The organism is Oryzobacter telluris, assembly GCF_043099285.1.
Classification (GTDB): Bacteria; Actinomycetota; Actinomycetes; order Actinomycetales; family Dermatophilaceae; genus Oryzobacter; species Oryzobacter telluris.
This window is the reverse complement of sequence record NZ_CP170723.1, coordinates 2,785,954-2,805,642: the sequence shown is the minus strand read 5'-3', so window position 1 is coordinate 2,805,642 and position 19,689 is coordinate 2,785,954. Positions and strand designations below refer to the sequence as shown.

General features: G+C 73.1%; 21 protein-coding genes. 16 read left to right on the top strand and 5 right to left on the bottom strand.

Features of this window, described 5'->3' with window-relative positions:
• Window positions 1-90: 90 nt before the first annotated feature.
• From rplS to ACFLFB_RS12880, 10 genes are all read left to right on the top strand, one after another.
• Window positions 91-450, top strand: a complete 360-nt coding sequence (gene rplS, locus ACFLFB_RS12925) for a 50S ribosomal protein L19 (RefSeq protein WP_392542589.1) — start codon at window positions 91-93, stop codon at window positions 448-450.
• Between the two features lie 52 nt (window positions 451-502).
• A complete protein-coding gene (locus tag ACFLFB_RS12920; protein ID WP_392542588.1) occupies window positions 503-1,024 on the top strand; it encodes a S26 family signal peptidase in 522 nt (173 codons plus the stop codon).
• Window positions 1,021-1,785, top strand: a complete 765-nt coding sequence (lepB, locus tag ACFLFB_RS12915; RefSeq protein ID WP_392542587.1) for a signal peptidase I — start codon at window positions 1,021-1,023, stop codon at window positions 1,783-1,785. Before ACFLFB_RS12920 ends, lepB begins: the two co-directional genes overlap by 4 nt.
• Window positions 1,782-2,573 (top strand): ribonuclease HII, encoded by a 792-nt coding sequence (locus ACFLFB_RS12910; RefSeq protein ID WP_392542586.1) that lies wholly within the window; start codon window positions 1,782-1,784, stop codon window positions 2,571-2,573. Before lepB ends, ACFLFB_RS12910 begins: the two co-directional genes overlap by 4 nt.
• On the top strand, window positions 2,570-2,884 hold the full coding sequence (locus ACFLFB_RS12905; RefSeq protein WP_030527975.1) for a DUF2469 domain-containing protein: 315 nt from the start codon (window positions 2,570-2,572) through the stop codon (window positions 2,882-2,884). The genes ACFLFB_RS12910 and ACFLFB_RS12905 overlap by 4 nt, the downstream gene beginning before the upstream one ends.
• Window positions 2,885-2,977: 93 nt before the next feature.
• Complete coding sequence (locus ACFLFB_RS12900; protein WP_392542585.1) at window positions 2,978-3,373, top strand: YraN family protein; 396 nt, start codon at window positions 2,978-2,980, stop codon at window positions 3,371-3,373.
• 2 nt (window positions 3,374-3,375) lie between these two features.
• Window positions 3,376-4,917 carry a YifB family Mg chelatase-like AAA ATPase gene (locus tag ACFLFB_RS12895; RefSeq protein ID WP_392545421.1) on the top strand — a complete coding sequence of 514 codons (1,542 nt, stop codon included), beginning with the start codon at window positions 3,376-3,378 and terminating at the stop codon, window positions 4,915-4,917.
• Window positions 4,914-6,077: a DNA-processing protein DprA gene (dprA, locus tag ACFLFB_RS12890; protein ID WP_392542584.1), complete on the top strand. Its 1,164-nt coding sequence runs from the start codon at window positions 4,914-4,916 to the stop codon at window positions 6,075-6,077. The genes ACFLFB_RS12895 and dprA overlap by 4 nt, the downstream gene beginning before the upstream one ends.
• A 72-nt stretch (window positions 6,078-6,149) precedes the next feature.
• Window positions 6,150-7,061, top strand: coding sequence for a tyrosine recombinase XerC (locus ACFLFB_RS12885; RefSeq protein ID WP_392542583.1), 912 nt, complete (start codon window positions 6,150-6,152; stop codon window positions 7,059-7,061).
• Window positions 7,054-10,080, top strand: a complete 3,027-nt coding sequence (locus ACFLFB_RS12880; protein ID WP_392542582.1) for a hypothetical protein — start codon at window positions 7,054-7,056, stop codon at window positions 10,078-10,080. The genes ACFLFB_RS12885 and ACFLFB_RS12880 overlap by 8 nt, the downstream gene beginning before the upstream one ends.
• Here the strand turns inward: ACFLFB_RS12880 and ACFLFB_RS12875 are convergent.
• The 3 genes from ACFLFB_RS12875 to ACFLFB_RS12865 form a co-directional block, all read right to left on the bottom strand.
• Window positions 10,066-10,788, bottom strand: a complete 723-nt coding sequence (locus tag ACFLFB_RS12875; protein WP_392542581.1) for a murein hydrolase activator EnvC family protein — start codon at window positions 10,786-10,788, stop codon at window positions 10,066-10,068. The two genes, ACFLFB_RS12880 and ACFLFB_RS12875, sit on opposite strands and share 15 nt — an antisense overlap.
• Window positions 10,789-10,909: 121 nt before the next feature.
• Entirely contained in the window at window positions 10,910-12,073 is a 1,164-nt protein-coding gene (locus tag ACFLFB_RS12870; protein ID WP_392542580.1) for a pyridoxal phosphate-dependent aminotransferase, read from the bottom strand.
• A gap of 119 nt (window positions 12,074-12,192) precedes the next feature.
• Window positions 12,193-13,431 carry an MFS transporter gene (locus tag ACFLFB_RS12865; protein ID WP_392542579.1) on the bottom strand — a complete coding sequence of 413 codons (1,239 nt, stop codon included), beginning with the start codon at window positions 13,429-13,431 and terminating at the stop codon, window positions 12,193-12,195.
• A 324-nt stretch (window positions 13,432-13,755) separates the two neighbouring features.
• Here ACFLFB_RS12865 and rpsB point away from each other — a divergent pair, with 324 nt between their 5' ends.
• Together rpsB and tsf are read left to right on the top strand one after the other, a co-directional pair.
• Complete coding sequence (rpsB, locus tag ACFLFB_RS12860) at window positions 13,756-14,799, top strand: 30S ribosomal protein S2 (RefSeq protein WP_392542578.1); 1,044 nt, start codon at window positions 13,756-13,758, stop codon at window positions 14,797-14,799.
• A gap of 48 nt (window positions 14,800-14,847) precedes the next feature.
• On the top strand, window positions 14,848-15,678 hold the full coding sequence (gene tsf / locus ACFLFB_RS12855; protein WP_392542577.1) for a translation elongation factor Ts: 831 nt from the start codon (window positions 14,848-14,850) through the stop codon (window positions 15,676-15,678).
• 79 nt (window positions 15,679-15,757) lie between these two features.
• On the opposite strand, the gene ACFLFB_RS12850 is transcribed toward tsf, so the two are convergent.
• Together ACFLFB_RS12850 and ACFLFB_RS12845 are read right to left on the bottom strand one after the other, a co-directional pair.
• Window positions 15,758-16,291, bottom strand: a complete 534-nt coding sequence (locus tag ACFLFB_RS12850) for an NUDIX domain-containing protein (protein WP_392542576.1) — start codon at window positions 16,289-16,291, stop codon at window positions 15,758-15,760.
• A 30-nt stretch (window positions 16,292-16,321) separates the two neighbouring features.
• A complete protein-coding gene (locus tag ACFLFB_RS12845; protein WP_392542575.1) occupies window positions 16,322-16,810 on the bottom strand; it encodes a phosphoribosyltransferase in 489 nt (162 codons plus the stop codon).
• A 116-nt stretch (window positions 16,811-16,926) separates the two neighbouring features.
• Between ACFLFB_RS12845 and ACFLFB_RS12840 the strand changes: the two genes are divergently transcribed.
• The 4 genes from ACFLFB_RS12840 to ACFLFB_RS12825 all read left to right on the top strand — a co-directional run bounded on the left by ACFLFB_RS12840 (window position 16,927) and on the right by ACFLFB_RS12825 (window position 19,641).
• Window positions 16,927-17,142 (top strand): hypothetical protein, encoded by a 216-nt coding sequence (locus tag ACFLFB_RS12840; RefSeq protein WP_392542574.1) that lies wholly within the window; start codon window positions 16,927-16,929, stop codon window positions 17,140-17,142.
• A gap of 115 nt (window positions 17,143-17,257) precedes the next feature.
• Complete coding sequence (pyrH, locus tag ACFLFB_RS12835; protein WP_392545420.1) at window positions 17,258-18,016, top strand: UMP kinase; 759 nt, start codon at window positions 17,258-17,260, stop codon at window positions 18,014-18,016.
• A gap of 118 nt (window positions 18,017-18,134) precedes the next feature.
• Window positions 18,135-18,692, top strand: a complete 558-nt coding sequence (gene frr / locus ACFLFB_RS12830) for a ribosome recycling factor (protein WP_392542573.1) — start codon at window positions 18,135-18,137, stop codon at window positions 18,690-18,692.
• 22 nt (window positions 18,693-18,714) lie between these two features.
• Complete coding sequence (locus ACFLFB_RS12825) at window positions 18,715-19,641, top strand: phosphatidate cytidylyltransferase (protein ID WP_392542572.1); 927 nt, start codon at window positions 18,715-18,717, stop codon at window positions 19,639-19,641.
• The last annotated feature ends 48 nt before the right edge of the window (window positions 19,642-19,689 follow it).

The following is a 19,689-nucleotide window of genomic DNA, read 5'->3' as shown; positions in this document are numbered from 1 at the left end:
GCATGCGGCCCGGGCGGCGCACCACCAGACATCACCGCAGTACCGACACCCGCGGGTGGCCTGTGGCAGGCCGCGAGAAAGCGAAACCTCATGCACATCTTCGACGAGCTCGACCAGGCGTCGATCAAGACCGACGTCCCGGAGTTCCGCGCCGGCGACACGGTCAACGTCCACGTGAAGGTCGTCGAGGGCACCCGCTCGCGCATCCAGGTCTTCAAGGGCGTCGTCATCCGTCGCCACGGTGGTGGGGTCGGCGAGACCTTCACCGTCCGCAAGGTCTCCTTCGGCGTGGGTGTCGAGCGCACCTTCCCGCTCCACACGCCGATCATCGACCACATCGAGGTCGTGACCCGCGGTGACGTCCGTCGCGCGAAGCTGTACTACCTGCGTGACCTGCGCGGCAAGGCCGCCAAGATCAAGGAGAAGCGCGACACCCCGGTCGCCCGCTGAGGCCGACCCACCCTGCGCGCCGCACCCAGCAGGGCCGACTAGGCTCCGCGAGGTGACGACCCGTCCGCACGCCGACCCGGCTTCCTCCACCTCGGTGGCAGGGGCCGGGTCGCGTCGTCCCCGGGCCGTGGTGCTGCTCGTCTCGGCCGTGCTGCTCACGGCCGCCGTGCAGGGCCTGCTCCTCCAGTCCTACGTCGTCCCCACCGGCGCGCTGTCGCCGGCCCTCGAGCCAGGAGACCGTGTCCTCGTGTGGAAGGCCTCCTCCGGCGCCGCTGCCGGTGACCTCGTCGTCGTCGACACCACCGCCACCGCGGCGGTCGACCGGTCCACGCCCGTCGACGACGGCCCCGTGGGGCGGGTCCTCGCGGCGGTCGCCGACCTGCTGCACGTCGACATCGGCCGGCAGGACCGGCTGGCGGTCGTCGCGTCCGCGTCCGGCGACACCGTGACGCTCGGGGCTCCCACGCCCGGAGCCGTCGGCGCCGACGACGTCGTGGGCCGGGTCGTGCTGCGCATCTGGCCGCTGACCCGCCTGGGTGGCGTCGACACGTCCGGTCTCGCGGCGGCCCGATGAGCGCCCCCGAGACCCCCGGCACCGGCACCGAGGTCCCCGAGGGCACCGCGCCCGAGCCCGAGCCCGGCGTCATGGCGTGGTTCCTGTCGGCCGTGCGCGAGATCGTCGTCGTCGTCGTGCTCGCGCTCGGGCTGTCCTTCGTCGTCAAGACGTGGCTGCTCCAGGCGTTCTACATCCCGTCCGGCTCGATGGAGGACACCCTCCTCGTCGGTGACCGGGTCGTCGTCTCGAAGCTGACCCCCGGGCCGGTCGAGCTGCACCGTGGCGACATCGTCGTCTTCGAGGACCCGGGCGGCTGGCTCGACGCCCCGACGCCGGTGGAGCGGGGCGGCATCACCGGGGCGCTCCACGACGGCCTCGTCTTCGTCGGGCTGCTGCCGGCCGAGTCCGAGGACCACCTCATCAAGCGGGTCATCGGGCTGCCGGGCGACCACGTCGTGTGCTGCGACGCCAACCGGCGCATCACCATCAACGACACCCCGATCATCGAGTCGTACCTCAAGCCCAACGACCTGCCGAGCTCGCTGAACTTCGACATCACCGTCCCCGCCGACCGCGTGTGGGTCATGGGCGACCACCGCTCCGACTCCGAGGACTCGCGCTTCCACGACCCGTCCGGCACGGGCCGCGACGGCACCGTGCCGATCTCCCGGATCACCGGGCGCGCCATCGCCACCGTGTGGCCCTTCGGTCGCGCCGGATGGCTCTCCGACCACCCCCTGACCTTCTCCGGGGTGCCCACGCGGGCGGCGACGCCGTGAAGGCCCCCGCCTCGCGCAAGCCCAACCTGCGCGTCGAGCGCGCCCTCCAGCGCGACGGCCACCGCGTCCTCGCCGGGATGGACGAGGTCGGTCGCGGTGCGCTGGCCGGTCCGGTGACGGTGGGGGTCGTCGTCATCGACGAGACGTGCCGCTCGGCGCCCCAGGGGGTCCGCGACTCCAAGCTCCTCGTGCCGCACGCCCGTGAGCGGATGGTGCCGCGCATCGAGCGCTGGGCCCTCGCCCACGCGGTCGGTCACGCGAGCGCCGACGAGATCGACGAGATCGGCATCATCGCGGCGCTGCGGCTCGCGGGGACGCGGGCGCTCGCGTCGTGCGGAGTGGTCCCCGACCTCGTCATCCTCGACGGCAACCACGACTGGCTCACCGCCCCCGAGGACGTCGGCCTCCTCGCGTTCGCGCACGAGGACGCGGTCGCCACGCCGCCCGTGACGACGATGGTCAAGGCCGACCTCAAGTGCTCGTCCGTCGCCGCGGCCTCGGTGCTGGCGAAGGTGACCCGCGACCGCATCATGGTGCGGCTCGGCGAGGAGGACCCCTCGTACGGCTGGGTGGAGAACAAGGGGTACGCCGCGCCCGAGCACCTCGACGCGCTGCGGCGGCTCGGGACGTCCGACTGGCACCGCCGGTCGTGGCGCCTGCCCGGCACGATGGATGATGCTGCCCTGACCGACCCGGCGGCCGACCCCCTGGCCGAGCTGGTCACCGACCTGACACCGCAGCCGTCGCGCGACGCGGCGGCCGACCTGACACGAGTGGGAGAGCGATGAGCTCGGAGGACCTCGAGAAGTACGAGTCCGAGGCGGAGCTCGCGCTCTACCGCGAGTACCGCGACGTCGTGGGGCTGTTCAGCCACGTCGTCGAGACCGAGCGCCGCTTCTACCTGTGCAACTCGGTCGACGTGAAGGTGCGCTCCGACGGCGGCGAGGTCTTCTTCGACGTGACGATGCACGACGCGTGGGTCTGGGACATCTACCGTCCGGCGCGCTTCGCCAAGACCGTGCGGGTCGTGACGTTCAAGGACGTCAACGTCGAGGAGCTCGCCAAGAGCGAGCTCGAGCTGCCGAAGGGCGAGTTCTAGCCCCGTCGTCCACAGGGGTCCGCCCGGAAGGCGGTCGTCCACAGGTCCGAGGTGACCGTGGTGCGAGCCGGCCCGCGCGGGTTGGCTCGGGGGATGACGAACGACGACGACCGTGCCGGGGGCCCACCGGGCGACCCGCGGCGGGGGCTGGGGCGGTGGGGCGAGGACCTCGCGGTGCGGTACCTGCGCGACCGGGGGCTCACCGTCCTCGAGCGCAACTGGCGCTGCGAGCACGGTGAGGTCGACGTCGTCGCGCGCGACGGCGGGTGGGTCGTCGTGTGCGAGGTGAAGACGCGGCGGTCGTCGGGGTTCGGGTCGCCTGTCGAGGCGGTGACGTTCGCCAAGGCGATGCGGCTGCGGCGGCTGGCGGCGGCGTGGATGCGGGCGCACGACGTGTCGGCCGAGGGCGTGCGGATCGACGTGGTCGGCATCCTGTGCCGGCCCGGGCAGCCGCCGCTGCTGCGCCACGTCGTGGGGGTGGGGTCGTGACGATGGGGCTCGGGCGCACGCTGTCGGTCACGCTCACCGGGCTCGAGGGCACGCTCGTCGACGTCGAGGCGCACATCGCCCAGGGGCTGCCGCAGTTCGCGATCGGCGGGCTGCCGGATGCCGCGTGCGCCCAGGCTCCCGACCGGGTGCGCCCGGCGGCGGCGACGTCGGGGGTGCCGTTGCCCGCGCACCGCATCACCGTCAACCTCTCGCCGGCGTCCATCCCGAAGCGCGGGTCCGGGTTCGACCTGCCGATCGCCGTGGCCGTGCTGGCGGCGTCGGGGGTCCTGCGGGCGGCCGCCCTCGCGGCCGAGGTGGTGCACCTCGGCGAGCTGGCGCTCGACGGGCGGCTGCGCGGGGTCCGCGGGGTGCTGCCGTCGGTGCTCGAGGCCGCGCGCCGGGGGGTACGGCACGTCGTCGTCCCGCTCGAGAACGTCGCGGAGGCGCAGCTCGTCGACGGCATCACCGTGCACGGCGCGGCCACTTTGGCCGAGGTCGTCGGCTGGTACGCGGCGGCCGAGTCGGGGGTGGGGCTGCCGCCCGCGCCCGAGCCGGTCGTGCCGTCGGGTCGCGACCGGTCGGGTCCGGACCTCGCCGACGTCGCCGGGCAGCCCGAGGCCCGGCGGGCCCTCGAGCTCGCCGCCACGGGCGGGCACCACCTGCTGATGTCGGGACCACCCGGGGTCGGCAAGACGATGCTCGCCGAGCGCCTCGTCACCGTGCTCCCGCCGCTCAGCCGCGAGGAGGCGCTCGAGACCCACGCCATCCGCTCGCTGACTGGTCAGGTCGGGGAGGTCGCCGACCTCGACCGCACGCCGCCGTTCGTGGCACCGCACCACAGCTCGACCGTGGCGGCCGTGGCCGGGGGCGGCACGGGGATCGCCCTGCCCGGGGCCATCTCGCGGGCCCACCGCGGGGTGCTCTTCCTCGACGAGGCCCCGGAGTTCAAGAGCTCGGTGCTCCAGGTGCTCCGGCAGCCGATCGAGTCCGGGGAGGTGGTCCTCGCGCGGGCGCAGCACGTGGTCCGCTACCCGGCGCGCTTCCTCCTCGTCCTGGCCGCCAACCCGTGCCCCTGCGGGCAGTCGTGGGGCAAGGCCATCGACTGTCGGTGCCGGGCGCAGGACATCCGCGCCTACGCGGCCAAGCTGTCCGGGCCCCTGCTCGACCGGGTCGACCTGCAGGTGCACGTGCCGCCGGTGCAGCGGGCCGCGTTCGGCGACGAGCCGGGGGAGTCGAGTGCGGCGGTGGCGGCGCGGGTGGCGACGGCGCGGGCCGTGCAGGCGGCGCGGTGGGCAGCCGACGGCTGGGCGGTCAACGGGGTCGTGCCCGGACACGTCCTGCGCCGGCCGCCGTTCCGTCTCCCGCGGGGAGCGACGGCCGTCCTCGACCGGGCGCTCGATGCCGGGCGGATCACCCTGCGCGGGTACGACCGCGTGCTGCGGGTGGCGTGGTCGTCGGCCGACCTCGGCGGGCGGGTCGTCCCCGACACCGACGACGTCGCCACGGGGCTGGTGCTCCGGCGGGGCGAGCAGGTGGCGACGTGATCGGGCGGCCGAGCGGGCTCGAAGGGGACGACCGGTGGGCCCGTGCCGCCTGGACCTACGTCGCCGAGGCTCGTAGCCCCACGCTGCATCGGCTCATCGAGGCCGACGGCGCGGTCGAGGCGCTGCGGATGCTGCGGGCCGGCTCGGTGCGTCGCCGGGCGCTTGAGCTGCACCCGCAGGCCCGCCCGGTCGACCTCGAGGGCTGGGAGGCGCGGATCGGCGAGCTCGACCTCGACGGCATCGCCCGGGCGTGCGACCAGGGGTCGCTGACCCTGCTGGTGCCCGGCGACGTCGGATGGCCGACAGGCCTCGACCGGCTCGACGACCCGCCGCCGTGCGTCTTCGTCCGTGGTGACCCCGACCTCGAGGCGCTCGTCGAGCGGTCCGTCGCCCTCGTCGGGTCGCGCGCCGCCACCGAGTACGGGCTGAGGACGGCGGGCGACCTCGCCGACGGCCTCGTCACGCGCGGCTTCACGGTGGTCAGCGGTGCCGCGTACGGCATCGACGCGGCGGCGCACCGGGCGGCGCTCGCGGCCGACGGTCGGTGCGTGGCGGTCCTCGCCTGCGGAGCCGACCGGTACTACCCGGGCCCGCACCGTGGGCTCATCGACGCCGTGGCCCGCTCCGGGGCGGTGGTCAGCGAGAGCCCGCCGGGCGCGGCGCCCTACCGGTGGCGGTTCCTCGCCCGGAACCGGATCATCGCCGCGCTCTCGTCCGCGACGGTCGTCGTCGAGGCGGGCCTGCGGTCGGGGTCGCTGTCCACCGCGAGGGAGGCGCGCGAGCACCACCTCCCGGTCGGCGCGGTACCGGGCCCGGTCTCGAGCGCGACGTCCGCGGGGTGCCACGCGCTGGTGCGCGACACCGACGCCGTGCTCGTCACCGACGCCGCCGAGGTGGCCGAGCTGGCCGCCTCGATGGGGGAGCACCTCGCCCCGGCGCGCGACCGCGGACCGTCCCGACCGGAAGACCACCTCGACGAGGTCTCCTACCGCGTCTGGGCCGCCGTCCCCACGCGGGGGAGCGCGAGCACCGAGCGCCTGGGGGTGTCCTCGGGGGTGCGCGCGGAGGCCCTCGCGGGCATCCTCGCCGCCCTCGAGGTCGACGGACTCGTCGTCAGGGACTCCGGGAGGTGGCGCAAGGGACGGGTGGGGAGGAAGTAGGCGGCTGGGCCGAACAGTCCGACTTGTCCCGAAGTCGTTGCGGAGGGCCCCGTGGGGTGACACCGTGTGCGCGTGACCGTCGTCCGATGCGACGCGCTCAACGCTTTCGAGCGACACCTGCGGGCGGAGCGCGGCAGATCGCCCCACACCGTGCGTGCCTACGTGCGGGATGTCGACGCGTTCCTCGACGGGGCCGGGGTCGACGACGACGGCGGTCTCAGCGACATCCGCCTGGCTGATCTTCGGGCCCACCTGGGCACCCTGTCCAGAGGCGGTTCGGCTCGCGCCACGATCGCCCGGACGTCCGCGTCCCTGCGCACCTTCTTCGGGTGGCTCGAACGCTCCGGACGGATCGCCACCGACCCCTCGCTGCGCCTCTCGGCCCCGAGCCGGCACCGCACCCTGCCTCCCGTCCTCGCCCAGCGGTCCGCCGCGGCGCTGCTCGACGTCGCGGCCGTCGCCGCCGACGACGACGACCCGGTGCACCTGCGCAACCGCGCGGCCCTGGAGCTGCTGTACGCGACCGGCATCCGGGTGGGTGAGCTCGTCGGCCTCGACGTCGACGACCTCGACCTCTCCTCGCTCGTGCTCCGCGTCGTCGGCAAGGGCGACAAGGAGCGGCGCGTGCCGTTCGGGCTCCCTGCTCGCGACGCCGTGGTCGCCTGGCTCGAGCGCGGCAGGCACCAGCTCGTCACCGCCGAGAGCGGGCCCGCGCTGCTGCTCGGCCGGCGTGGCCGTCGCGCCGACCAGCGCCAGGTGAGGTCGGTCGTCCACGAGCTGCTCGAGCACGTCCCGGACGCCCCCGACCTCGGCCCGCACGGCCTGCGCCACTCCGCCGCCACCCACCTCCTCGAGGGTGGTGCCGACCTGCGCATGGTCCAGGAGCTGCTCGGCCACGCGTCGCTCGCGACCACCCAGATCTACACGCACGTGTCCGTCGACCGGCTCAAGCGGTCCTACGCGATGGCGCACCCTCGTGCATGACGACGCGGTCCCCCAGGACACCGAGGAACGGCGGTCGAGCGGCATCGACCTCGACGCGAGCGGATCGATGACCGACCGCGACGAGGGCGACGCCGCGCCGGCGTCGTCGGAGAACGGCTCCGCCGCCGCGTCGGGCGACTCGGCCGAGCACCTCGATGTCGCCGAGTGGGTCTCGGAGTTCCGCCGCCTGTACGTCGAGCCCAAGCCCGCCGGCCAGGTCCAGGAGGAGGAGGCCGACACCTCGGCGCGCCACCGCCGCGGCTCCATCGTCCGGTTCGGCCGTCGCTCCAGCGGGCGGTCCGCCCCGGCACGCCACGAGCCCGAGCCCGAGCCCGAGCCGATCGCCCCCACGGCTCCTGCCGTCACCGGTCTGGCGGCCCTCGCGGGGTACGCCGACGCCACGGTGCCCACGTTCACGCCCCCGCCGACGCAGGACCTCCATGAGGAGGCCCCCCACGACACCTGGGCTGCCGCGCCCTCGGCCCCGACCGACCGTGACGCCGGCGCCGGCGCTGGGTCCGGGAGCGACGAGGATGCCGACCGGCCTTCCTGGATAATGCGCCGGTCCACCGACGTCCCGGAGGACGAGGTGGTCGACTCCGTCGACTCGGCTGTTGCCGGCGAGACCGCGACGCCCGACGCCGACGCCGAGGTCGAGGTCGTGGACGAGGTGAGCCCGCCGGCCGTCGAGGAGGACTCGACGCCCTGGTGGCTGGCGGTCCAGCACCGGGCGGCCACCGAGGAGATCGTCACCGACGAGGACGAGGAGTCCGAGGTCGTCGACACCTGGAGCGACGACACCGCCGCCGTCGAGACTGCCGCCGTCGAGACTGCCGGCGTCGAGGTGGACGAGCCGATCGAGGACGCCGAGGTCGCCCCCCGCGACGCGGCCGACCTCGAGGAGACCTCCGAGCAGGTCGAGGCGACCGTCGAGGCCGGCTCAGACGCCGACAGCACCGTCGACTGGGCTGCGTGGCAGGCGGAGTTCGCCGAGGCCGCCCGCGCCGAGGCCGAGCAGGCCTCCGCCCCGGCTGTCGAGGACGAGCCCGTCGTCGAGGACGCGTGGGTCACTGCGGAGCCTGAGGCTGAGGTCGTCGTCGAGGACGAGCCGGTTGTCGAGGACGTGGCCGAGCCTGTTGTCGAGGACGCCTGGGTTGCGGCGGAGCCTGAGGCTGAGGTCGTCGTCGAGGACGAGCCGGTTGTCGAGGACGTGGCCGAGCCTGTTGTCGAGGACGTGGCCGAGACGGTCGTTGACGCTGAGCCGGTCGTTGAGGACGAGCCCGTTGTCGAGGACCTTGCCTCGACTGTCGTCGAGGATGAGCCGGTTGTCGAGGACGCATGGGTCGCTGCGGAGCCCGAGGCTGAAGCTGTCGAGGACGAGCCTGTTGCCGAGGACCTTGCCTCGACTGTCGTTGAAGACGAGCCCGTCGTCGAGGACGTCACCGCGGAGCCTGTTGTCGAGGACGAGCCGGTCGTCGAGGACCTGGCAGAGCCGGTTGTCGAGGACCTGGCAGAGCCGGTTGTCGAGGATGCGTGGGTCGAGCCCGAGGCTGAGGTTGTCGTCGAGGACGAGCCGGTCGTCGAGTACATCGCCGCGGAGCCTGTGCTCGAGGATGAGCCGGTCGTCGAGGACCTGGCCGAGCCGGTCGTTGAGGACGTCGCCGAGCCTGTTGTCGAGGACGCCTGGGTCGAGCCCGAGGCTGAGGTCCTGGCCGAGGACGAGCCGGTCGTCGAGGACCTGGCCGAGCCGGTCGTCGAGGAGGCGTGGGTCGAGCCCGAGGCTGAGGTAGTCGTCGAGGACCTGGCCGAGCCGGTCGTCGAGGAGGAGCCCGTTGTCGAGGACCTGGCAGAGCCGGTTGTCGAGGACGTCGCAGCGGAGCCTGAGGCTGTCGACGACGAGCCGGTCGTCGAGGACCTGGCCGAGCCCGTCGTTGAGGACGAGCCTGTCGTCGAGGAGGCGTGGGTCGAGCCCGAGGCTGAGGTAGTCGTCGAGGACCTGGCCGAGCCGGTCGTCGAGGACGAGCCCGTTGTCGAGGACCTGGCAGAGCCGGTTGTCGAGGACGTCGCAGCGGAGCCTGAGGCTGTCGAGGACGTCGCAGCGGAGCCTGAGGCTGTCGACGACGAGCCGGTCGTCGAGGACCTGGCCGAGCCCGTCGTTGAGGACGAGCCGGTCGTCGAGGACGAGATCACGCTCGAGGACGTCGCCGAGGTGGTCGACGACTCCGATGCCGGTCGAGCCGCTCGCGACTACGACTCCCAGCCCTGGGTCGTCGAGGACGACAACGCCCCGTCGGCCTACGGCTGGTTCGTGCCGCCGCCCGAGCTGGTGCAGGACGTCGCGCCTGATGAGCCCGCCGAGTCCACGGTGGCGCCTGAGCCCGAGCCGACCCCCGAGGTCGTCCCCGCCGCCGCAGCCCAGACCACCACTCCTCAGCTCACCGTCACCCCGCTCGCCGAGCTCCTCGGCGCGCCCCCGCCCGAGGTGCTCCTCGGGACGGCCCAGGTCTCGGCCACCGCCCCCGCCGCTCGCACCTCTGCCGCAGACGCCGTCGACGCCTCGGACCGCTACGTCCCGCCGCCGGTCCACCTGTCCTGGCGCGTGTCGGACGGCATGGAGTTCGAGGTCCCCGCGGTCGAGAACCCCGACAAGGACATCCTCATCGACCCGCCGACCCAGATGGTCCAGACGACGAGCCGTCGGGCCGATGCCGAGGAGCGGCGCGCCAAGTCGGCGGCCCGCGCTCAGGAGCGCGAGCGCGAGCTGGCCGAGGCCCAGGCCCTCCTCGACGCCGAGGCTGCAGCGGAGGCGGCCGAGGTGGCCGCCAAGGCGAAGAAGAAGAGCCGGGTCCGGTCGATCGTCCTGCTCGTCATCGTCCTGGCGCTCGCCGCGGCTGGCTGGTTCTTCTTCCAGCAGCGCAGCTCCGGGAGCAGCACCGCCACTCCCACACCGACGTCCAGCGTGTCGACCTCGCCCTCACCGGGCGCGTCCGTCAGCCCGTCGGCCTCACCCAAGGGGTAGCAGGGCCAACCGGGCCCCGGCGAGCAGCGGCCACGGGTCGACGTAGCTCTCACCGCGCCGCGCTCCGAGGTGGAGGCAGACCCGGGCGCCGCAGTGTCCCGAGGACGATCCCGGGCCAGGCGCGACCACCCCGATGGGCGCACCGCCGACCACGACGTCACCCTCACGCACCGAGGAGTCGACCGGCTCGTAGGTGCTGCGCAGCCCACCGGCGTGCAGCACCGTGACGGTGCCACGACCCGCCACGGTGCCGCTGTGCGTGACGACACCGTCGGCGACGGCGAGCACCACGTCACCGGCACGGACCCCGAGGTCGAGCCCGCGATGTCCCGCGGCGTACGGGTCGGGTGGAGCCCGGAATCGCCGCAGCACCGGGGGACGCGGTGCCAGCGGCCACCGCCACGGGTGAGCGACCGGACCGTCGGGGGATGCCCGGGCACCAGCGGCACGCAGCCCCGGGCCGGGTCGCGCCGTCCCGCCAGCCCCGCCCACACCGGAGCTGCTCGTACCCCCGACCGCAGCCGCCCCCGCGCCCGTGGCCCGGCCGACCCCGACGGAGCCGGTCGACCCGTCCTCGACCGCGGCCGCCGCGCCCGGCGCGGCCTCGTCACTGCCCATGCCGCCGCCTCCCGGCTGCCCGACGACGCCGGCCCCGAGCGCGACGAGGCATGCAACGGCGACGACGGCGACGACGGAGGACCTGGACATGCCTCGAGCCTCGCCGCACCCGCCGCCCCGCGACAGGGCCGCACGGAACCTGTGGACGACCACCTCCCGAGACCGGGCCTGTGGACGACCGCGTCCGTCAGCCCGTCAGCCCGTCAGCCCGTCAGCCCGCGAGGGCCGCCAACCGCCGGCAGGCCTCGTCGAGCACCGCGTCCTGCTTGCAGAACGCGAACCGCACCAGCGTGCGCGCCGCGTCGACGTCGTCGTGGAACACCGACACCGGTACCCCGACCACACCGGCCCGCACCGGCAGCTCGTGGCAGAACGCCAGGGCGTCGGTCGCGCCGAGCGGGGCGGCATCGGCGATGACGAAGTACGTGCCCTGCGGCACCGAGACGCTCATCCCCGCCGCGCGCAGCCCCGCCACCAGCCGGTCGCGCTTGGCCTGCAAGGACGACGACAGCCCCGCGTACACGGAGTCGCCCAGCCCCAGCCCGGTCGCCACGGCGTGCTGGAACGGCCCCGACCCCACGTACGTGACGAACTGCTTGACCGCCCGCACGGCCGCGATCGCCTCGGCCGGACCCGACACCCAGCCGACCTTCCACCCCGTGGTCGAGAACGTCTTGCCGGCCGAGGAGATCGTCAGGGTCCGCTCCGCCATCCCGGGCAGCGAGGCCACGGGCACGTGCTCGACACCGTCGAACGTCAGGTGCTCGTACACCTCGTCGGTCACCACCCACGCGTCGTGCTCGCGCGCCAGCTCGCACACGAGGTCGAGCTCGGCCCGCGTGAAGACCTTCCCTGTCGGGTTGTGCGGCGTGTTGAGCAGGACGACCCGCGTCCGCGACGAGAACGCCGCCCGCAGGGACTCCTCGTCAACCGCGAAGTCAGGGAACCGCAGCACCGACGTCCGGCGCACCCCGCCGGCCAGGGCGATGGTCGCCGCGTACGAGTCGTAGTACGGCTCGAAGGTGACGACCTCGTCCCCGGGGCGCACGAGCGCCAGCACCGTCGCCGCGATGGCCTCGGTCGCCCCCACCGTCACGAGCACCTCGCGCACCGGGTCGACGGTCAGCCCGTAGAAGCGCGACTGGTGCTCCGCTACGGCATCGAGGAGGGCGGGGACCCCCGGCCCCGGCGGGTACTGGTTGAGCCCGGACCGGATGGCCGACACCGCCGCCGCCAGCACCTCGGGCGGGCCGTCGGTGTCGGGGAACCCCTGCCCGAGGTTGATGGCGCCGTGCTCGGCGGCGAGGGCCGACATCGTCGCGAAGATCGTCGTGCCGAAGGGCGCGAGGGAGGGGTGGCCGGGGGAGGAGGGCATGCCCGCAGGCTAGGCGAGCGGGGCCCCGCGCCGCTCGCTCGAAACGTGGGTGAACGCGCCGGTGATCCGCGGCGTGTTCACCCACGTTCGCCGAGGGCGAGGGCGAGGGCGAGGGCGCGTCAGTGGGTCTGCTCGTCGGCGTGCGCGATGTGCCCGAGCTGCCGCCAGACGACCGCCAGCGTCAACGCCGAGCCGCCGAACGCGAACCAGAACGGCGCCGCGGGCCCGAACCGGTCGGCGAGCAGCCCGCCGATGAGCTGCCCCACGATGAGGCCGAGCGTCAGCCCCAGCCAGTACACCGAGCCGACCCGTCCCTGGAGGTCGTGGGGCGTCGCCCGCTGCCGCACCGCGTTCGACAGCGAGCCCCACACGAAGGCGTACGCGCCGAACACGAACATCACCACGTACGCGACGACCGGCACGGTCGTCAGCGCGAGCACGAGGTGCATGAGCACCTCCAGGGTCAGGCACACCTTCATCAGCCGGCCCAGGGCCACCCGGCGCTCGAGCCAGTCGTACCCCACCACGGCGATGACGCCGCCCACCGCCGACGCGGTCGTCAGCAGGCCGAAGCCGACCTCGTCCACCCCGAGCCGCTGCTGCGCCCAGTAGACGAGCACGCCCCACGGCGCCCCCCACGTGATGTTGAAGGCGAGGATCACGAGGATGAGGGTGCGCACCGGGGCGTGGTGACGGATCCATCGCAGGCCGTCGAGGATGTCGCGCCCCACGTGCTGCGGCTCGTGGTCGGCGGCCCGCACCACAGCGGGGACGGCGACCTTGGCGAACAGGGCGGCGGCGAGCAGCCCGGCCGTCGCCTGCACCCCGAACGGCACCGCGTGGCCCAGCGCGAACAGGGACGCCCCGACGGCCGGCCCGACCATCTGGTTGGCGACGAGGAAGCCCGACATCTGCCGGGCGCTGGCGACCCCGAGGTCCGCCGGCGGGACGATCGAGGGCAGGACGGCGCGCCATCCGGTGTCGGCGAAGATCTCCGCCGTGCCCACGGCGAGCAGCGCCACGAGGAGCAGCCCGATGGAGATCGTCCCCGTGACGATCGTGGCGACGAGCAGGAGCAGGACGACGACGCGCACGAGGTTGGCGGTGAGGACGAGCCGCTTGCGGTCGACGCGGTCCGCGATCGCCCCGGCGAACAGCCCGAGGACGAGGGTCGGCACCTGCTGGACCATCGCCGCGGCCGCGATGAGCCGCGGGTCGTCGGTCTGCGACGCGACGAGCAGGGGACCGGCCGCGAGGGCGATGCCGTCGCCGAGCTGGGCCACCCACGACGACGTGAGGTTCCACCGGAAGGGCGTGCCCATGCGCGGCGGTGCGATGACGTCGAGGATCCGGCCCACGAGGCCGAGACGCTACCCGTCGATGGAGCGCGCCGCCTGCGGCTTTCCGGGCCGCTGACGGGGTCGGAGCCGATTTCCGCTGGGGGCCCTGCGCGACGTACGATGTCCGACGGCCTGCGTGTATCCACACGTGCGCCGAATTCGCGCGTCACTCTCCTGCGACGAGGTCTCCTCCGAGCCGGGGCGCACCACGGCAGTGGCGGTACGGGTCGACCTCGTCGGCCGGAACCGTCCGGGGTGCGTCAGGACGCCAGGCAGGTGGGGCCGGCCGTGAGCCGACCACTACCGACGAAACTGACAACCTCTAGCACAAGGAGAACGACGATGGCCGTCGTCACCATGCGCCAGCTCCTCGAGAGCGGCGTCCACTTCGGGCACCAGACCCGTCGCTGGAACCCCAAGATGAAGCGCTTCATCATGACCGAGCGCAACGGCATCTACATCATCGACCTGCAGCAGTCGGTGACCTACATCAACAACGCGTTCGAGTTCGTCAAGGAGACGGTCGCCCACGGCGGCACCATCCTCTTCGTCGGCACGAAGCGTCAGGCCCAGGAGCCGATCGCCGAGCAGGCGACGCGCGTCGGGATGCCGTACGTCAACCACCGCTGGCTCGGTGGCATGCTCACCAACTTCCAGACGATCTCCAAGCGGCTCACCCGCCTCAAGGAGCTCGAGGAGCTCAACTTCGACGACGTGGCCGGTTCCGGCTTCACGAAGAAGGAGCTGCTCATCTTCAAGCGCGAGAAGGACAAGCTCGAGAAGACCCTGGGCGGCATCCGCACCATGGGCAAGGTCCCCTCGGCCGTGTGGATCGTCGACACCAAGAAGGAGCACCTCGCCGTTGACGAGGCGCGCAAGCTCGGGCTCCCCGTCATCGCGATCCTCGACACCAACTGCGACCCCGACGAGGTCGACTACAAGATCCCCGGCAACGACGACGCCATCCGCTCGGTCACGCTGCTGACCCGCGTCATCGCCGACGCCGTCGCCGAGGGCCTGATCCAGCGCTCCGGTGGCCCCGCCGCCGAGGGTGTCGTGGCCGGCGACGAGCCGCTCGCCGACTGGGAGCGCGAGCTCCTCGCCGGTGACGCCGCGCAGACGGCCGACGAGGTCGCCCCGGAGGCCGGCGAGACCGCCGCCGCCGAGGCCACCGAGACCGCCGAGGCTCCGGCCGAGGTCGAGGCGCCCGCCGCCGAGACCGCCGAGGTCGCCGAGACCCCCGAGGTCGCCGAGGTCGAGGAGGCCCCCGAGGCCCCCGCCGCCGAGGTCACCGAGGAGGCTCCCGCCGCCGAGGTCACCGAGGAGGCCCCGGCCGCCGAGGCCGACGCCACCGAGGCCGAGGCCGTTCCGGCCGACAAGGCCTGACCCACTCGTCACCGTCCGACCGCTAGTAGGAAAGAGCGAACACCACTCATGGCGAACTACACCGCCGCTGACATCAAGGCGCTCCGCGAGAAGACCGCCGCCGGGATGATGGACGTCAAGAAGGCCCTCGACGAGGCCGATGGCGACATGACCAAGGCGGAGGAGATCCTGCGTGTCAAGGGCCTCAAGGGCGTGACCAAGCGTGAGGGCCGCACGGCCACCAACGGTCTGGTCACCGCCGCGGCCTCCGCCGGCGAGGGCACCCTCGTCGAGGTCCTGTGCGAGACCGACTTCGTCGCCAAGGGCGAGCGCTTCGGCGCCCTGGCCGAGCAGGTCCTCACCCAGGCCGTGGCCGTCAAGGCCGCCGACGCCGAGGCCCTCCTCGACTCCACGCTCTCCGACGGCAAGTCCGTCAAGGAGCTGCTCGACGAGGCCAACGCGACCATCGGCGAGAAGATCGAGGTCAAGCGCGTGGCCCGCCTCGAGGGCGAGCACGTCGTGTCCTACCTGCACAAGACGAGCCCCGACCTGCCCGCGCAGATCGGCGTCCTCGTCGCGACCGCCGGTGGCGACGAGCAGACGGCGCGCGACGTCGCGATGCACATCGCGGCGTTCAGCCCGAGCGTCCTCACCCGCGAGGAGATCGACGCCGAGACGGTCGAGAACGAGCGTCGCGTCGCCGAGGCCACCGCGAAGGAGGAGGGCAAGCCCGAGGCCGCCCTTCCCCGCATCGTCGAGGGTCGCGTCAACGGCTTCTTCAAGGAGAACGTCCTGCTCGAGCAGCCGTTCGCCAAGGACGCCAAGAAGACGGTCGCGAAGGTCCTCGAGGAGGCCGGTGCCTCCGCTGGTGGCTTCGCCCGCTTCCGCGTCGGGAGCTGACCCCTCGCGCTCCTCGTGAGCGCCCATCGGATGCCGTCCGCCCGCCAGGGTGGGCGGCATCCGTGCGTCCGGGGTCAGGTCAGCCGACGCGACCGAGGGCGAGGGCGGCGAACATCAGCGCCGCCACGGTCTCGCCGTCGGTGATGTCGCCGCGCGCGACCATCGCCAGCACCTCGGGCCACGGGACGCGCCGCACCTCGCTGATGCCCTCGACCTCCTGCTCGGCGCCCGGGGCGGGGTGCAGGCCCGTCGCGAGGTAGACGACCTCCGGTGCGATGCAGACCCCGTTGAGGGCGTCCATCCTCCCGATCTCCTGCCAGGAGGACGCGGCCAGCCCGGTCTCCTCGGCGAGCTCCCGACGGGCGCCGGCGAGGGTGTCGGGACCGTCGGACCCGCCCGCGGGCACCTCCACGGAGGCGCCGGTCGTGTGGCGGTCGACGGTGACGAGGACGACCTCGTCGTCATCGGTCACGGCGACGACGAACACGGCCGGGTGCCGCAGGTGGACGACACCGTAGAGGCCGGGGGACCCGTCGGGGCGTTCGACCCGGTCCTCGACGACCCGGATCCAGGCGTTCTCGTACACGGTCTCGGACGCGGTGACGGGCCACACGACGCCAACCCTGCCACGCGGTGGGCCGGGTCAGCTGTCGCTGGGGCCTCGGCCGGTCACCGGGGGACGGTCGCTCCACGGGAAGGTGATCCAGCGGTCGGTGTCGCGCCAGACGTAGTCGGGCCGCACGACCGAGCGCTCCTTGGCGTAGATCGTCGCGGTGCGGACCTCGCCCACCTTGCCGGCGCAGAAGTCCTGCACCGAGGCCAGCGTCAGCCCGGTGTCGGCGACGTCGTCGGCGACGAGGACGAGGGCGTCGTGGAGGTCGACGAAGTCGGGCGCCGGCGGGAGGATGCGCGGCACGTCGAGCCGCTCGTCGACGCCCGTGTAGAACTCGACGTTCATCGTGTAGGTGTTCTTCACGCCGAGCGCGTAGCCGAGGGCCCCGCCGATGAGCAGGCCGCCGCGGGCGATCGACAGGATCATGTCGGGGATGCCGTCGCGAGCCACCTGCTCGGCGAGGTCCCAGATCGACCGGTCGAAGTCGGCCCACGTGAGGACCTCGCGTTCCTGCTCCACGCCGCTCATCCTGTCAGCCCGATGTTGCGCGGATGTGTCGCGGCACGGTCGTGGTCGGCCGGCGCACCCGACGCAGACCACGGCGGCGCATACTGGGGACGAGGGAGGTGGTCGCGATGGCGACGACAGGCACCAGCGGCGGCGCGGGAACCACGCCGGAGACGGCCGTGAGCCACGACGAGGAGCACGACCTCGAGCACCGGGTCCACGTCGACCTGCCCCGGGTCCGACCCGAGGACATGGTGACGACCCAGCCGGTCACCCCCGCCCAGGACCCCCGCGGCGGGCGCGACACCGAGACCGAGTTCCTCCTGCGCAACGCCGGCTTCTGAGGGCCGTACCGCGCAAGAGGCCCTGCGCCACGGTTCGGTCCGGGGCGCCCCCGTGTGACAGGATCGGTCGACCGCTGCGCACCCACGCCGAGGAGGCCCTGTGACCACGCACGCCCTGACCGAGGCCGCCCCGTCCGCCAGCACCGTCCCCGCACCGACGCCCGGCCGTGCACGCCGCGTCCTGCTCAAGCTCTCCGGTGAGGTCTTCGGCGGAGGACGCGTCGGTGTCGACCCTGATGTCGTGCGCGCCATCGCCGGGCAGATCGCCGACGCCGTCCGCGAGGGCATCGAGGTGGCGGTCGTCGTCGGGGGTGGCAACTTCTTCCGGGGCGCCGAGCTCCAGCAGAAGGGCATGGACCGCTCGCGCGCCGACTACATCGGCATGCTCGGGACCGTGATGAACTGCCTCGCCCTCCAGGACTTCCTGGAGAAGGAGGGCATCGACACGCGGGTGCAGACCGCCATCACCATGGGCCAGGTCGCCGAGCCGTACATCCCGCGCCGCGCCATCCGACACCTCGAGAAGGGTCGGGTCGTCATCTTCGGCGCCGGCGCCGGGATGCCGTACTTCTCCACCGACACGGTGAGCGCCCAGCGCGCCCTGGAGTGCCGCTGCGACGCGGTGCTCATGAGCAAGAACGGCGTCGACGGGGTCTACGACGCCGACCCGCGCACCAACCCCGACGCCCGCAAGCTCGACAAGGTCACCTTCGAGGAGGCGCTGCGCAGCGGCCTGAAGGTCGTCGACGCCGCGGCGTTCAGCCTCTGCATGGAGAACCGCCTGCCCATGGTCGTCTTCGGCATGGAGGGCGACGGCAACATCACCCGTGCCCTGCGCGGGGAGTCCATCGGGACCCTCGTCTCCGCCGGCTGAGCCACCGCGACCGGGGCCGCCACCTCCGCGGGCACGCGCCCGCCGGCGCCCGTCCCTGACACACTGGACCACGACCCGCCGCGCGTGCCGCGCGGCAGATTCGAAGGAGAACGCCCCCATGATCGACGAGACCTTGTTCGAGGCCGAGGAGAAGATGGAGAAGACCGTCGAGGCCGCCAAGGAGGCGTTCGGCGGCATCCGCACCGGTCGGGCCCACCCGGGCATGTTCCAGAAGGTCATGGTCGACTACTACGGCGCCCCGACCCCGCTGCAGCAGCTCGCGTCGTTCCAGAACCCCGAGGCGCGCACCATCATCATCAGCCCGTTCGACAAGGGCTCGATGCGCGCCATCGAGAAGGCGATCCAGGACGCCGACCTCGGGGTCAACCCGAGCAACGACGGCAACATCATCCGCTGTGTCATGCCCGTCCTCACCGAGGAGCGACGCCGGGAGTACGTGAAGATGGCGCACACCCAGGCCGAGGACGCCAAGATCTCGGTGCGCAACGTGCGCCGCACGGCCAAGACGACCCTGGAGAAGCTCGTCAAGGACGGCGAGGTCGGCGAGGACGAGGGAGCGCGCGCCGAGAAGGAGCTCGAGTCCGTCACCAAGCGCCACGTCGACCTCATCGACGACCTGCTCAAGCACAAGGAGGCCGAGCTCCTCGAGGTCTGACCCTCTCGAGCCCGACCGCACCATGACCGATGCCAGCGACGCCATCGCCGCCGACGACCACACCGTGACCACGGACGCCACCGACACCCTCGTGACCGAGGACACCTCGGCAACGCAGGACGCCTCGGCACCCCCCACCTCGAAGGCGGGTCGCGACCTGCGGGCCGCCGTGGGCGTGGGCCTCCTGCTCGGCGGTGTCGTCATCGGCACGCTCGTCGTCGACGCCCGCGCCTTCCTGGCGGTCGTCGTCGTGGCCGTCACCTACGGCGCGTGGGAGCTGCGCCGAGCCGTCGCCACCAAGGGCATCCGCGTCCCGCTCGTCCCGCTCGTGCTGGGGTCGGTCGGCATGCTCGTCTCGGCCTACCTGCGCGGCGCCGAGGCCCTCGTCATCACCTTGGGGCTCACCGTCGTGGGCCTGCTCGTCTGGCGCGTCGCCGACGGCATCGCCGGCGCCGCCCGCGACCTCGGCGCCTCCTCGCTCATCGCGTTCTACCCCGTCTTCCTCGGCGGCTTCGCCTCGATGATGCTCGCGGCGCCCGACGGCCGGCAGCGGATCATCGTCTTCGTCCTCGTCACCGTGTTCTCCGACATCGGCGGCTACGCCGTGGGCGTCAAGCTCGGCAAGCACCCGATGGCGCCCTCGCTCAGCCCGAAGAAGTCGTGGGAGGGCTTCGCCGGCTCCGTCGTCACGTGCGCGGTGGTCGGCAGCATCGCCCTGCCGCTGCTGCTCGGTGGGCTGTGGTGGTCCGGCGCCATCCTCGGGGCCGTCGCCGCCGCGGCGGCGACCCTGGGCGACCTCATCGAGAGCAGCGTCAAGCGCGACCTCGGCATCAAGGACATGGGCACGCTGCTGCCCGGCCACGGCGGCCTCATGGACCGCCTCGACTCGCTCGTCGTCGTGGCGCCCGTCGCCTGGGTGCTGCTGATCTGGTTCGTGCCGCTCGGCTGAGCGAGCGGCACGAACCAGTGACGAAGAGGGCGCGGGCGCGCCCGTCGT